This window comes from Nocardioides sp. Kera G14 (assembly GCF_020715565.1).
GTDB lineage: Bacteria > Actinomycetota > Actinomycetes > Propionibacteriales > Nocardioidaceae > Nocardioides.
Genome location: NZ_CP085839.1, coordinates 212,048 through 225,320, shown reverse-complemented (window position 1 = coordinate 225,320; position 13,273 = coordinate 212,048). Strand labels below are relative to the sequence as shown.

12 protein-coding genes are annotated in these 13,273 nt (G+C 67.9%); 10 read left to right on the top strand and 2 right to left on the bottom strand.

What is annotated here, in order from left to right; translation table 11 throughout:
* Window positions 1–18 precede the first annotated feature (18 nt).
* From LH076_RS01120 to LH076_RS01080, 9 genes are read left to right on the top strand one after another with little or no spacing between them, the layout of a single operon-like run.
* Entirely contained in the window at window positions 19–1,089 is a 1,071-nt protein-coding gene (locus tag LH076_RS01120; RefSeq protein WP_227782136.1) for an amidohydrolase family protein, read from the top strand.
* A gap of 56 nt (window positions 1,090–1,145) precedes the next feature.
* Complete coding sequence (locus LH076_RS01115; RefSeq protein WP_227782135.1) at window positions 1,146–2,798, top strand: thiamine pyrophosphate-binding protein; 1,653 nt, start codon at window positions 1,146–1,148, stop codon at window positions 2,796–2,798.
* Window positions 2,799–2,848: 50 nt separating this feature from the next.
* Window positions 2,849–3,763 carry a hypothetical protein gene (locus LH076_RS01110; RefSeq protein WP_227782134.1) on the top strand — a complete coding sequence of 305 codons (915 nt, stop codon included), beginning with the start codon at window positions 2,849–2,851 and terminating at the stop codon, window positions 3,761–3,763.
* Window positions 3,760–4,680, top strand: coding sequence for a hypothetical protein (locus LH076_RS01105; RefSeq protein WP_227782133.1), 921 nt, complete (start codon window positions 3,760–3,762; stop codon window positions 4,678–4,680). Before LH076_RS01110 ends, LH076_RS01105 begins: the two co-directional genes overlap by 4 nt.
* Entirely contained in the window at window positions 4,680–5,543 is an 864-nt protein-coding gene (locus LH076_RS01100; RefSeq protein WP_227782132.1) for an amidohydrolase family protein, read from the top strand. The genes LH076_RS01105 and LH076_RS01100 overlap by 1 nt, the downstream gene beginning before the upstream one ends.
* Before the next feature lie 53 nt (window positions 5,544–5,596).
* Complete coding sequence (locus tag LH076_RS01095; protein WP_227782131.1) at window positions 5,597–6,676, top strand: ABC transporter substrate-binding protein; 1,080 nt, start codon at window positions 5,597–5,599, stop codon at window positions 6,674–6,676.
* 40 nt (window positions 6,677–6,716) lie between these two features.
* A complete protein-coding gene (locus LH076_RS01090; protein ID WP_227782130.1) occupies window positions 6,717–8,489 on the top strand; it encodes an ABC transporter permease in 1,773 nt (590 codons plus the stop codon).
* A gap of 29 nt (window positions 8,490–8,518) precedes the next feature.
* Window positions 8,519–9,664, top strand: a complete 1,146-nt coding sequence (locus LH076_RS01085; protein WP_227782129.1) for an ABC transporter ATP-binding protein — start codon at window positions 8,519–8,521, stop codon at window positions 9,662–9,664.
* Complete coding sequence (locus LH076_RS01080; RefSeq protein WP_227782128.1) at window positions 9,661–10,950, top strand: MFS transporter; 1,290 nt, start codon at window positions 9,661–9,663, stop codon at window positions 10,948–10,950. The genes LH076_RS01085 and LH076_RS01080 overlap by 4 nt, the downstream gene beginning before the upstream one ends.
* Here the strand turns inward: LH076_RS01080 and LH076_RS01075 are convergent.
* Entirely contained in the window at window positions 10,920–11,606 is a 687-nt protein-coding gene (locus LH076_RS01075) for a GntR family transcriptional regulator (protein WP_227782127.1), read from the bottom strand. The two genes, LH076_RS01080 and LH076_RS01075, sit on opposite strands and share 31 nt — an antisense overlap.
* Window positions 11,607–11,763: 157 nt before the next feature.
* Between LH076_RS01075 and LH076_RS01070 the strand changes: the two genes are divergently transcribed.
* Window positions 11,764–12,222, top strand: coding sequence for an RrF2 family transcriptional regulator (locus tag LH076_RS01070; RefSeq protein WP_227782126.1), 459 nt, complete (start codon window positions 11,764–11,766; stop codon window positions 12,220–12,222).
* A gap of 96 nt (window positions 12,223–12,318) precedes the next feature.
* Here the strand turns inward: LH076_RS01070 and LH076_RS01065 are convergent, their stop codons facing one another.
* Window positions 12,319–13,269 (bottom strand): sulfate/molybdate ABC transporter ATP-binding protein, encoded by a 951-nt coding sequence (locus LH076_RS01065; RefSeq protein WP_227782125.1) that lies wholly within the window; start codon window positions 13,267–13,269, stop codon window positions 12,319–12,321.
* Between the last annotated feature and the right edge of the window lie 4 nt (window positions 13,270–13,273).

The window sequence follows — 13,273 nt, the reverse complement described above, 5'->3', positions numbered from 1 at the left end:
CCCCCTGAGGAGGCATCCATGTACATCGACTGCCACACGCACTTCACCACCGTCCCCGACGCCCTCAAGGAGTGGCGCGACCGCCAGATCGCGGAATATGAGGAGCACGGCGGGCACCTCTCACCCGACGGCATCGAGATCTCAGACGACGAGCTGGTCCAGGCGCTCACGAGTGGCCAACTGGCTCTGCAGGCGGAACACGGCATCGACCTCTCCCTCCTGTCGCCGATCGCAGGAAAGATGGCGCACCACTACGGCGATCAGGAGACCAGCACCACCTGGTCGCGTCTCGCCAACGACACGGTGTACCGGGCGGTCCAGCTCTTCCCACAGAGCTTCGTCGGAGTGGCGCAGCTGCCGCAGTCGCCGGGATCGCCGATCGACGCCTGTGTCGAGGAGCTGCACCGATGTGTCGAGGACCTCGGCTTCGTCGGCTGCAATCTCAACCCCGATCCCTCGGACGGGAGCTGGGCGGCGCCCCCGATCACGGACCGCTCCTACTACCCCCTCTACGAGGCGATGGTCGAGCTCGGCGTGCCTGCGATGGTGCATGCGTCGATGTCGGCGAACCCGGCTGTGCACGGCACCTGCGCCCACTACCTGAACGGTGACACCACCGCCTTCATGCAACTGTGCCTCTCCGATCTCTTCCGGGACTTCCCCGACCTGAAGTTGATCATCCCGCACGGCGGCGGCGCAGTGCCCTACCACTGGGGCCGTTACCAGGGCGTCATGCTGGACCAGGGCCGCGGTGATCTCATCGAGCTCATCGGGCGCAACGTCTTCTTCGACACCTGCGTCTACTGGCAGCGCGGAATGCAGCTCCTCGTCGACACGGTGCCCTCCTCCAACATCCTCTTCGCCTCCGAGATGATCGGCGCCGTCCGCGGCATCGACCCGTCGCGAGGGCGGCGATACGACGACACCAGGTCGCTGCTGGAGTCCTTGGACGGAGTGAGCCAGGACGACCTCTCGGCGATCTCGTCGGGCAATGCGCTGCGGGTCTTCCCCCGGCTCGCGGCCGCCCTCGACGAGCGCGGGATCACCCTGCCCGAGACAGCGCTCTCCATCCCGGTCGCCGTCTCCTGACGCGGCCGACCTGCCAGCAGCAACGACAAGACGAACACAGGAGAGGACAACCGATCGTGAAGGTCTATGAGGCAATGGCGGAGGCGTTCGTCGCCGAGGGTGCCACCACCGTTTACGGGATGATGGGCGACGCCAACATGCACTGGATGAATGCGATGGCCGAGCGGGGCGTCGAACTCCTCGAGGCGCGCCATGAGGGCTCCGGCCTCGCCATGGCTGACGGATGGGCGCGAGGGGCCGGGAAGGTTGGGGTCGCCACCACCACGAGTGGTCCCGGCGTCACCCAACTCGCCACCAGCCTGGTGTGTGCCAGCCGCGCCCGGACCCCGATGGTGCTCTTCTGTGGCGAGTCCGCCCGTGGTGACCTCACCGCGACGCAGTACTTGGACCAGCAGAAGTTCGCCGAAGGCGTCGAGTGCGAGTTCGTCCACGTGTTGACGGCCACCAAGGCCCAGGACGCGGTTCGGCGGGCATTCTGGCTGGCCCGGACCAAGTCCCGGCCGGTCATGGTGAGCGCACCCTTCGACGTCCAGCTCGAGGAGTTCGATGGTGCACCCTTCTATCTGACGTCGACCGAGCTGGTCGACGCCGCTCCCCGGATCCCCGACCCGGCAAGGATCCGGGAGGCGGCGGCGATCATCGAGGAGAGCAAGCGGGTCGTCGTCCTGATCGGGCGGGGTGCACGGACCGCCGACGCAGGCGACCAGGTCGTCGAGCTGGCCGAGCTGACCCGGGCGCTCGTCGCAACGACCCTGCAGGTGAAGAACTGGCTTCGGGACCGCACGCCCTACTACGCCGGGATCTCGGGCCTCTACGGCACTCAGGCGGCACACGAGCTGCTCCAGGAGGCCGACTGTGTGATTGCCGTCGGGGCGAGCCTCAACCAGTTCACCACCGAACACGGCTACCTCTACCCGGCGGCGCGGATGATCCAGCTCGATCACGCCGACCAGGTCGTCACTGGCACCGGTCAGCCGGTCGACTGCTACGTCCGCGGCGACGCTCGCGCTTCGCTCGACCGGCTGCTCGAGGTCCTCCGCAACAACCCAACTCGAAGCGAGGGCTTCCACGACGAGGACATCGCCGCCCGGCTGCGGGAGGCCGACACCTTGCGCGAGTCGTTCCACCGCGAGGAAGGGCGCCTCGACCCTCGCGAGGTCGTCCTGGCTCTCGACGAGCTGATGCCGCAAGAGCTTCCACTCGTGCTCGGCAGCGGGCACCAGGTCGACTTCGGCACCATGCTCTTCACGCGTCCGCGGGAGATCGTCAGCAACTACGGCATGTTCGGCGCCATCGGACAGGCACCGCTCATCACGATGGGCTGGAGCTTGGGCCGGGGCCGTCAGCCCACCGTCGTCATCGAGGGTGACGCGAGCTTCATCATGCACCTGGCCGAGTTCGACACCGCCGTCCGCTACGGCTGGCCCGTCCTCATCGTCGTGATGAACGACGAGGCACTCGGCGCCGAGTTCCACAAGTCTGCTGCCCACGGGCTGCGCCCGGAGCTCTCGGCCATTCCGTCACCCGACCTGGGGGCGATCGCTCTCGCCATGGGCGGCAGCGGAGCCACCGTTCGCACGATGGCCGACCTGCAGCAAGCGGTCGGAAGGTACCTCGCCAACCCGGGTCCGACGGTGATCGACGTGCGTATCAGCCGGGAGGTGCTCAGCGTCCCCTACCGACGGCTGCACTTCGCCGAGGACGTCTGAGCGCCCATGTCCCCCCAGCCCCATCCCAGCCCTGAAAGGAAGGCCCTGTCATGACCTCCACCGATATCGACATGGCGCTCGACCTGCTGATCAATGACCCCGCGCTTGCCGAGATCGCGGCGGCAGCTCTGGCTTCCGACGATGGCGTCGGCCCCGTCGTGGCCTCGCCGCTCCGCCCTGTACACAAGGGATTCCGCGCCTTCGTGGACCAGACGAGCTTCGACGTCAGCGAGATCGCCATCGTCACTCTGCTCCAGGCCGTGGCCTTCGACAAGGATGTCCTCTTCCTTCCCCTCACGGCGCTCGGCCGCCAGCAGCACCAGACCCTGATCAGCGCAGAGCCGCTGGACGTGACCGACCTCGCCGGCCGGACCGGCGGGGTGCGAGCCTGGAGCCAGACGACCGGCGTGTGGGTACGAGGGATCCTCGCCGAGCAGCACGGCGTCGACCTCAGCTCCATCACGTGGCGGACCTACAGCAGGGGCCATGTGCCGGAGCAGGCCGAGCCGCCCTTCGTGACCCCTGCCGAGGAGGGCGCCTCCCTCGCCGACGATCTGCTGAGCGGGCGTGTCGACTTCGCGATCATGGGCAACGACCGTCCCGACGACGCTCGAATCAGGAGCATCATCCCGGAGCCGGCCGCCGCAGCGGCTGCGTGGTCGGTCCGGACTGGCTTCGTACCGGTGAACCACGTGATCGCCGCCCGCGGCTCGACCGCACGCGCCGTCCCGGGAGCCATCCTTGCGATGTACGACGCGCTTGCCGCGGACCTCGAGGCCCGCAACGCCGACAGGACCGGCCCGCCGCTCAACCCCGTCGGGTTCGCGGCGCTGCGCCCCGCCGTGGAGTCCGCCGCGCGCTTCGCCGAGGCCCAGGGCCTGCTCCCACGACCCGTCGTCTACGACGAGCTGGTCGAGCGCACGTCGGTGGCACTCGGCGTCAGCTCCGACCGGTTGGGAGCGTGAGCACCGTGTCGTCGCCGCTGACGATCGCGCTGCGCGAATACCCGCACACGGCCCCGTTGCTGGACGGAAGCATTCCCGTCGAGGGCTACGAGGTCGAGTACGCCGAGGTCGAACCGATCAACCGCGCCTTCGCCCCCATGGTGCGCGAGCTGCGTTACGACGTCTGCGAGCTCGCGATCGCGACGCTCTTCCAGGCGCTGGAGGCCGGTGTGCCGATCGTCCCCCTGCCGGTGGTCCTCCACGGCAACTTCCACCACCGCTCCCTCTGGGGATGGGGTGAGCAGCATCTGCGTCCTGAGGATCTCCGTGGACGGCGAGTGGGGGTCCGGGCCTACAGCCAGACCACGGGCCTGTGGGTCCGGGGTGTCCTGAGCGACACCTATGGTGTGCGAGCCGAGGAGGTCACCTGGGTGACGACCGAAGGGGCACACGTCCCGACGTATCAGGAGCCGACCAATGTCGAGCGCACCGACTCCAGACTCGTCGACGCACTGCGCGCCGGTGAGGTGGAAGCAGTCGTGATGGGCACCCGGTCCGCCGACCACGTCGAAGGGCTGGCTCCGCTCATCAACAACTGGAGCGAACAGCAGCAGAGCTGGCTCGCGCAGCACCACTGGGTGCCGATCAACCACCTCGCCGTCGTCCGACGCGACCTCCTGGAGAACGACCCGGCCGCAGCGGCGGCCGTCTACCGCGCCCTCGCCGCCGGCATCGATGCCGCCCGGCCGGCCGAGCCCGGCGGCACCACGCGCGAGCTCGTCGTGGACCACGGCATCACCGACTCCCTGATCGGCGCCTTGGAGACCGCGATCCGTTACGCCCGTGAGCAGGAGGTCATCCGGACCGAACTCGATGCGCGTGAGCTCTTCGCCCCCTTTGAGAAGCACGTCGGCACCTACACACCTGAGGAGCGTTGATGGACTACTTCGACACCCACACTCACGCCATCTCCCCTGACACCGCCACCTATCCGCACTCCCCTCTGGGGGGCACACACTCGGAGTGGTCACAGGTGCGGCCGGTCGACGTCGATGGGCTCATCCGAGCGCTCGATGACGCCGGCGTGCAACGGGCCGCCCTCGTGCACGCCTCGACGGTCTATGGATTCGACAGTTCGTACGCCGCCGATGCCCTCGCCCGCTACCCCGACCGACTGATCGGTGTCTGCTCCGTCGACTTCCTCGCCGACACGGCGGTGGCGGACCTGCGCCACTGGATCGAGGAGCGCGGCTTCTCAGGAGTTCGCATCCGCGTCTCCGACGGCACCACCAAGGTGCCCACCCCCGGCTCCGGCGTGGCCGACGAGCGGATGGCCGGCGTGTGGGAGTACGTCGCCGCACAGGAGGTTCCGGTCTGCATCCAGATGCACTCCAAGGACACGGACAAGCTCCTCCAGGTCCTCGGATCGCATCCAGGCCTGACGGTCCTGCTGGACCACCTGGGCCGGCCCAATGCGGCCGGCGGGCCGCCGTACGCCCTGCTCGATGAGTTGGGCCAACTGGCGAAGTACGACGGCGTCCACCTCAAGATCACGCCACCGGCACTCAACCGGCTCGACGCCGAGCCCGGCGCCGACACGACCGAGGTGCTCAAGCGCCTGGTCGAGACCTTCGGAGCCCACAAGGTGATGTGGGGGTCCAACTTCCCGGCCTCCGAGGGCTCGCTGCGTGAACTGCGCGACGGCATCGAGGAGCGCCTCCACTGGCTCGACGAGGACGCGCTCTCCGCGGTCCTCAGCGGCAACGCCACCCGCGTCTACGGCCCCCCGGCCACCCGATGAGCACACGCTCGACGGCACTGAACGACAGTTCGACAGGTTCCAAAGGAGGAACAATGAACAACATGCAATGGCGCAGTCGACCGCTCGCCCTGGCGGCTGCGCTGCTGGTGACCGGAGCAGGTCTCACGGCCTGCGGCGGCAGTACGTCGTCGGCAGCAGATCTGCCCACGTCCATGGACAAGCTCATCAGCCAGGCCGAGGACGACGGCGTGGTCAACTGGTCAGCACCGAAGCCGATCGAGCAGATGCAGCCGGCCATCGACCTGTTCGAGAAGAAGTACCCCGGTATCAAGGTGAAGTACACCAACACCAAGGCTCCTGACCAGGTGAGTCAGATCAAGGTCGAGCAGGCGGCCCACAAGGTCTCTGTCGACGTTGCCAATGCCGGAGGGCTCACGGTCGTTCCGTCGGCGCCCCTCGCCGACGACGTCGACTGGACGAAGTACGGCATCGGGAGTGACGACATCTTCGAGAAGAAGTTCGTCTACATCTGGGCCGTGCCGAAGGTCTGGGCCTACAACACCGACAAGGTCTCCGCCGCCGACGTACCGAAGAGCTGGGACGACCTGCTCGACCCGAAGTGGTCCGGCGGGAAGATCTCGGCAGAGGCACGTGCGTCCTTCATGACCGCCTGGGACCTCGACCCGGATCTCGGGGCGGCCAAGGCCACCGCCTGGGCGACGAAGTTCGCCGCCCAGAAGCCGCACTACACCCCGACGACGACGGAGTCGGAGGCGCCGATCGAGTCCGGACAGGTGAGCATCGGCACCAGCCTGATCAACCTCGTGCTCGACGCGCAGGCGAAGGGCGCCCCGGTCGCGGTCGCCCCGATCTCGCCGACCAACGCGAACGAGAGCTACCTGTACGTGCCCACGGGCGCACCGCATCCCGCCGCGGCCGTCCTCCTGACCTCCTTCCTCTCCAGTGACGAGGCGCAGGCGGCCCTGGCCAAGACCTACAACTCACGGATCCCGGCGAGCACCGACTGCTCAGACCCCGGTCAGAACGCGGTGCTCACAGCGATCTGTGCTGCCCACCTCGAGTGGTTCCCGACGCCCGACATCGCGGCGTACAACCAGCTCACGGACTTCTTCCCCCAGGCGGAGAAGGCCCTCGGGACCGACGTCGGCTAGACGTCGACCATCACGAACGGAGAGATGAGGACACATGGGCATGACGACGACCGAACCGGTGGTCGCAGCAACGGATCCTCCTCGTCGAGGAAGCGGTCACACGCCGAGAAGGCGGAGCAGAGCAGGATCCCTGCTCGGCCCGCTGGTGAACCTCGCGATGATCATCCTGGTCAGCTACCTCGTGCTGGTGCCGCTGGCGATCCTGATCTACAGCAGCCTGAAGCCCACCACCACGGAGCTTCCGTTCCAAGTGCCCGGCCTCTCCCTCTCCAACTTCCAGGCAGTCTTCTCCTCATCCAGGATCGGCTCGGTCACGCTGAACACGGCGATCTACGTCGTCGGCTCACTCGCCGTCGCTCTGGCACTCAGCCTCAGCCTGGCGTACCTGTTCGAGCGCACCGACCTTCCCGGAAGGCGACTCCTCGGACCGGCAGCGCTTGCGCCAATGGCCATTCCCGTGACGGTCACTGCGATCGCTTGGGCGCTGGCGGCCAACCCTGCCAACGGTCCGCTGGCCGTGATGCTCCGCCAGCTCCTCGGTCTGCAGCTGAACATCTACTCGTTGCCGGGGATGATCATGGTGACCGGGATCTTCGGCATGCCGAGCATGTACCTGATGCTCGCGCCGGCTTTCGCACGGCTCAATCCTGAGCTCGAAGAGGCCGCCGCCACCGCGGGCGCCTCACTGACTCGGCGCCTGCGTCTGATCGTCTTCCCGCTCGTCGTCCCTGCCGTGGCAGCAGCATCCATGCTCATGGTCGTCGTGGTGCTCGAAGGCTTCGCCATCCCGGCCATCCTCGGCCTTCCGCACCAGATCTTCGTCTACAGCAGCCTGATCCAGTACTCGCTCCAGCCTCCGAGCGGTGTCGCCAACTACGGCCAGGCCAGCGCGTACGGCGTCCTGGTCCTCGTGCTCTCGATGGTGATGCTGCTGGTCTACCGTCGGAGGGTCCGCGATGCCGACCGCTTCAAGGTGGTCTCGGGCAAGGGCTACCGCGCCAACCGGACCTCTCTCGGCCGCTGGCGCCTGCCACTGGTCGCACTGGTCCTGGTCTACATGGCGATCGCCGTCGTCCTTCCGATCCTTGCGCTGCTGTGGACCAGCCTCTCCCCTCACAGCCGGCCGATGAGCCTGTCGGGCCTGAACAGCATGACCCTGGCGCCGTACCGGAACGTGTTCACCAGCAGCGAGTTCGGACAGGTCCTGATCAACACCGCCGAAGTGGTCCTGGTGACCGCCACGGTGACCACGGCGATCTCGATCTGGCTGGCGCTTGCCGCGGCACGGCGCCAGTTTCCCGGGAGCACCTTCCTGTTCGAGTCGACCTTCCTCGTCTTCGGCATTCCGAGCGTGGTCCTGGGAGTCTCAGTGCTCTTCGTCTACCTCTTCGTTCCCGTCGGCATCTATGGAACGGTGTGGATCATCGTCGTCGCCCTGGTGACTCGGTTCCTGCCCCGCGGATCACGCGTGGTCCACACGGCCCTCATGCAACTCGACGACGGGTTGGTGGAGGCGGCGAGGGTCGCCGGCGCCTCGCGTCTCACCGTGACCCGCACGGTCGTGCTGCCACTGCTCAGGCCCGCACTGGTCACCTGTTGGTTCTGGGTCTTCGCCCACGCCCTCGGCGAGCTGCCGATCGCGCTGCTGCTGACCGGCTCGGACAACAAGACGCTCGTGGTGCTCCTGTGGGACAGCTTCACCTCGAGTGTCAACTACCCGGAGGCGAGCGCCCTGGCGGTGACTCTCCTCGTCGTCTCGATGATCACCATGTGGTTGGTCAACCGCCGCGGCGGAGTGGAGGAAGCAGCATGACCGTGTTAAGCAACCGGAGGGCGAACGACATGAAGGCGACAACGCCAAGTCCGTCGGGGAGCGTCCTGATCGAAGGGCTGCGGAAGTCCTACGACCGGGCCGTCAAGAAGGGGTCGGCCTACGCCATCGACGGCGTCTCCTTCGAGATTCCACAAGGATCCCTGGTCACCCTGCTCGGGCCGAGCGGCTGCGGCAAGACCACGACACTGCGCTGCGTGGCCGGGCTGGAGCAGGCGACGGAGGGGCGGATCACCATGGGCGGCAAGGTCGTCTTCGACTCCGCCGGAGGACGCATCGTCCGGACCGAGGACCGGCCCATCGCGATGGTGCCCCAGTCCTACGGCATCTGGCCCCACATGACGGTGCTGGACAACGCCGCCTTCCCCCTGCGCCACGGCCGCCACCGGATGCCGAGGCGCGACGCCCGCACCCGGACGCTCGAGGTGCTCGAGCAGGTGGGCCTGGCCGGTATGGCCGACCGCTGGGCAACGCAGCTGAGCGGCGGACAACAGCAACGCCTGGCCCTGGCCCGGGCGCTCCTCGGCGACCCGGAGGTGCTCCTGCTCGACGAGCCACTGTCGAACCTGGACGCGAAGCTCCGGGTCCGGTTGCGGCACGAGCTCCGCGAGTTCCAGCAGCGATTCGGGATCACCGCGCTCTTCGTCACCCACGACCAGACCGAGGCACTGACGATGTCCGACACGGTGGTGGTGATGAACAGCGGCGTGGTGGAGCAGATCGGAACTCCCGAAGAGGTCTACGACTTCCCGCGCACCGCCTTCGTGGCGGACTTCATCGGCAGTGCGAACCTGGTGCCGGTGGAGCTGGCGTCCCAGGACACCGCGGGTGATGTGCTTGCGAGCACGGCAGTCGGCACCCTGCACTGTGGGCGGCGGACTGCCGGATCGACGGGGACCCAGGGCGAGGGAGGGTTCGTCTTCGTCCGCCCGGAGAACGTGGAGGTACGCCGCCTGGAGGCGACCGACGATCCAGGCGACTGCGACTTCACCGCCGTGGTCGAGTCCGCCGAGTTCCTCGGCGACCGGCTGGAGGTCGTCGTGGGCGCCGCAGAGGTGCGGATCACCGCATTCGCCCGATCAGGCTCCGGTGTGAGGCCCGGCGACAGGGTGGGAGTCCGACTCGACCCGGCGAGCACCAGCTACCTCGCCAGTTGACGAGGTTGCTCGGCGCAGGCGAGCTCCACCTCCCCGCGCTCGTGGCCCGCTTCCGGCGGGCTGGCGCGTCCTTGCGGGTGCGGAACTATCGGCTCTACTTCCTCGGCCAGACGGTCTCGGTGGTCGGCAACCAGATGCAGCTGGTCGCCGTCGCCTTCCTGGTCCTCGATCTCACCCACAGCGGCGCGGCGCTCGGGACCGCCATCGCAGCCAGGCTCGCGCCACTCTTCGTTCTCGGACCCTGGGGTGGCCTGGTCGCCGACCGGAGCAACAAGCGCAAGGTCCTGTACGTCACCCAAGCCCTTTCGTCGGTGGGGGCACTGATCCTTGCCGTGCTCACCCACACCGATCGGGCGTCCTACCCCGTTGTCCTGGTCGTCCTCCTCGTCATGGGGTCGTTGCTGGTGCTCGACAATCCGGCACGGCAAGGCCTGATCGGCGAACTGGTCGAGCGCGACGTACTCGCCAATGCCGTGGTGCTCAACTCGGTATCCGTCAATGTGGCGCGCGCGGTGGGCGCGCTGCTCGGAGGCGCCCTGGTCGCAACGCTGGGCGCATCCACGGCGCTGCTGGTCAACGCGGCGACGTTCCTCGTCGTCATCCTGAGCCTCGCGATGATGAGCGGATCCCAGATCCGGGCCTCCACTCCCGTGGCGAAGCAGCGAGGACAACTCCGGGAAGGCTGGCGGTACACGGCGCGGACCCCCGAGATCGCGCTGCCGTTGTTGATGCTGGCGGTCACCGGCACCTTCGCCTACGAGTACCCGACGACGCTGCCGCTCCTCGCCGTCGACGCCTTCTCCGGCGATGCTCGCACCTATGGGTGGATGGCAGCCGCAATGGCGGTGGGCTCCGTCGTGGCGGGGATCAACGTGGCCGGGAGCGACACCCCTCCCAGCCATCGCACGCTGCCTGTCACCTGCCTGTGCTGGGGCGTAGCGAGCCTCGCCGCGGCACTGGCTCCGACCCTCCTCACCGAGCTCGCCCTGCTGGCCGTCGTCGGCTACGCGAGCATGAGCCTCAACGCCACCGCCAAATCCGTCATGCAGCTCGCGGCGCGGCCGGACATGCGAGGAAGGGTGATGTCACTCTGGGCCATCAGCTGGACCGGCAGCGCGGTCGTGGGAGGGCCGCTGGTCGGCGCCATCGGCGAGCACGCCGGCAGTCGATGGGCACTCGTCGCCGGGGCGATTCCGACGCTTCTCCTCGGTGCCGCACTCAGTCGCCGGCTCCGAGGCGCGCCCCTCCACCCGACCTACTCAACCGGGTCATCTCGATCCGACTGAACGCTCTTGAGGAGCGATCGGCGGGCCGACGCCGTGTGGTGCCGCATGGCTGCGGCAGCAGCGTCAGTGTTCCGCGTCTGCAGAGCCGACAGGATGGCCCGGTGCTCGATCCGCGCCATCTGCCGCGGACTCGTATGCGTCAGGTCGCGGTACTGGCGCATCACCAGCGGGTAGACGAGCGAGTCGGCGAAGGTCGTGAGGATCGGTTGCCGTGCTGAGTCCCTGATCAACTGATGGAACCGCCGGTTCAGTCGCGAGTACACGGCCTCCGACTCGACGTACTCAGAAGCACTCATCTCGTCGCAGACCTCGACCAGCTCGTCGAGCTCCTCGTCTGTGGCGCGCTCGGCGGCCTTCTCGGCCAGCGCAGACTCGAGCGTCTCGCGCGCCTCCAGGATCGCGAGTGCCTCGGGGATCGAGATGAAGCGCGTGCGTACGCCGACGTTCGGCTCGCTCGTCAGGTACCCCTCCTGAACCAGCCGGACGAGAACTGCCCGCACCGTTCCACGCGAGACCTCGAGCATGTCCGTCAGCTCAGCCTCGGTGAGCCGTGTGTTCGGCGGAAATCGCCCAGCGAGCAGCAGATCCCGAAGATCCTCGTAGGCCTGGCTGGATCTGCTCGACATCGGAGAGGCGCCCGCGGAGTCCTGCCCCATCGCGTCACGCTCCTCGCTCGTCTTCCGTCACGCCGCCCGGAGACGCATCCGTGCGCAGCAGGGTCATCCTCTCAGCATCCGTTGCGCTGCTGCACCATTCCACCGACGCGATGGCTGTGGAGCACGAAGTCAGTCGACAATCTGACAAACTGACTCTGTGCGTGTCTCTGCGAAGTCCGACTATGCCCTGCGTGCCCTCATCGAGATGGTCGCGCGCGAGGACGGCAAGGCGGTGAGCGCGGAGGAGCTCGGCCGCCTTCAGGAGATCCCGCACGGCTTCCTCCAGGCGATCCTGGCCGACCTGCGGAAGGCCGACATCGTGATCAGCCAGCGCGGTCCCTCCGGCGGCTGGCGCCTGGCCCGTCCCGCGAGCGGCGTGACGGTGGCTGACGTGATCCGTGCGGTCGACGGACCTCTGGTGTCGGTCTACGGCCTGCGGCCCGAGTCGGTCACCTACAACGACCGCGCCGAGGGCCTCCAGCAGGTCTGGGTCGCCGCCCGGGACTCGCTGCGCGAGGTGCTCGAGTTCGTCACGATCGAGCAGCTCTCCCTGGGCAAGCTCCCCAGCGCGGTCACGAAGCGCACCGCGAGCGACGAGGCCTGGCAGCCGCACTGAGCCAAAGGGTCACCGTGATGCTTCGCGCTGTCGGTGACCTTTCGCAAGGGTCACGCACAGCGGCAAGGGTCACGGTGACCCTTTCGGCGGGTGCGGTCAGACGGTGGTCGCGCCCGGAGCGGCCGAGAGCCAGACCGTCGCGCCCTCGACCACGCCGAGTGAGCGCGCGTGGGTGCGGGTGAGCTCGACCAGCACCTCCTCACCGGCCACGGTGAGGACGGTGACGCGGACCTCGAAACCGACGCGCAGGACCCGCGTGACCGTGCCCTCGTAACCCCCGGACGGCGTGGGAGAGATGACCACGTCGTGCGGCCGCAGCAGCGAGCCGCCCAAGCGGGTGACGTCGCCCAGGAAGCCCATCACGAAGTCGTTGGCCGGCTCGTCGTAGAGCGAGTCGGGCGAGCCGATCTGCTCCACGTGACCGTCGTTGATCACGACGATCTCGTCGGCGACCTCGAGGGCCTCCTCCTGGTCGTGCGTCACGAAGACCGTCGTCACGTGGACCTCGTCGTGCAGCCGGCGCAGCCAGTCGCGAAGCTCCTTGCGCACCTTCGCATCCAGGGCACCGAAGGGCTCGTCGAGCAGGAGCACCTTCGGCTCGACGGCGAGGGCCCGGGCGAGCGCCATGCGCTGGCGCTGACCGCCCGAGAGCTGGGCCGGCAGGCGATCGGCGAACTGCGAGAGGTGGACGAGCTCGAGCAGCTCCCCCACCCGCTGCTTGATCTCGGGCTTGGAGCGCTTGCGGATCTCAAGGCCGAAGGCGACGTTCTTCGCGACCGACATGTGCTTGAAGACGGCGTAGTGCTGGAAGACGAAGCCGACGTTGCGCTTCTGCGGCGGCAGCTTCGTGGCGTCCACGCCCTCGATCGAGACCGAGCCGGAGTCGGCGCTGTCGAGGCCGGCGATGATGCGGAGGAGCGTGGACTTCCCGCCGCCCGACGGGCCGAGCAGGGCGGTCAGCTGCCCGGTCGGGATGGAGACGGAGACGTCGTTGAGGGCGTAGAAGTCGCCGTACTGCTTGGTGACGTTGCGGACATCAATAGACATGGGT

Excerpts from the sequence above, each read along its gene's own strand:
- LH076_RS01120 (WP_227782136.1), top strand. The coding sequence starts at position 19 with ATGTACATCGACTGCCACACGCACTTCACCACCGTCCCCGACGCCCTC.
- LH076_RS01110 (WP_227782134.1), top strand. The coding sequence starts at position 2,849 with ATGACCTCCACCGATATCGACATGGCGCTCGACCTGCTGATCAATGAC.
- LH076_RS01100 (WP_227782132.1), top strand. The coding sequence starts at position 4,680 with ATGGACTACTTCGACACCCACACTCACGCCATCTCCCCTGACACCGCC.
- LH076_RS01095 (WP_227782131.1), top strand. The coding sequence starts at position 5,597 with ATGAACAACATGCAATGGCGCAGTCGACCGCTCGCCCTGGCGGCTGCG.
- LH076_RS01090 (WP_227782130.1), top strand. The coding sequence starts at position 6,717 with ATGACGACGACCGAACCGGTGGTCGCAGCAACGGATCCTCCTCGTCGA.
- LH076_RS01085 (WP_227782129.1), top strand. The coding sequence starts at position 8,519 with ATGAAGGCGACAACGCCAAGTCCGTCGGGGAGCGTCCTGATCGAAGGG.
- LH076_RS01075 (WP_227782127.1), bottom strand. The coding sequence starts at position 11,606 with ATGGGGCAGGACTCCGCGGGCGCCTCTCCGATGTCGAGCAGATCCAGC.
- LH076_RS01065 (WP_227782125.1), bottom strand. The coding sequence starts at position 13,269 with ATGTCTATTGATGTCCGCAACGTCACCAAGCAGTACGGCGACTTCTAC.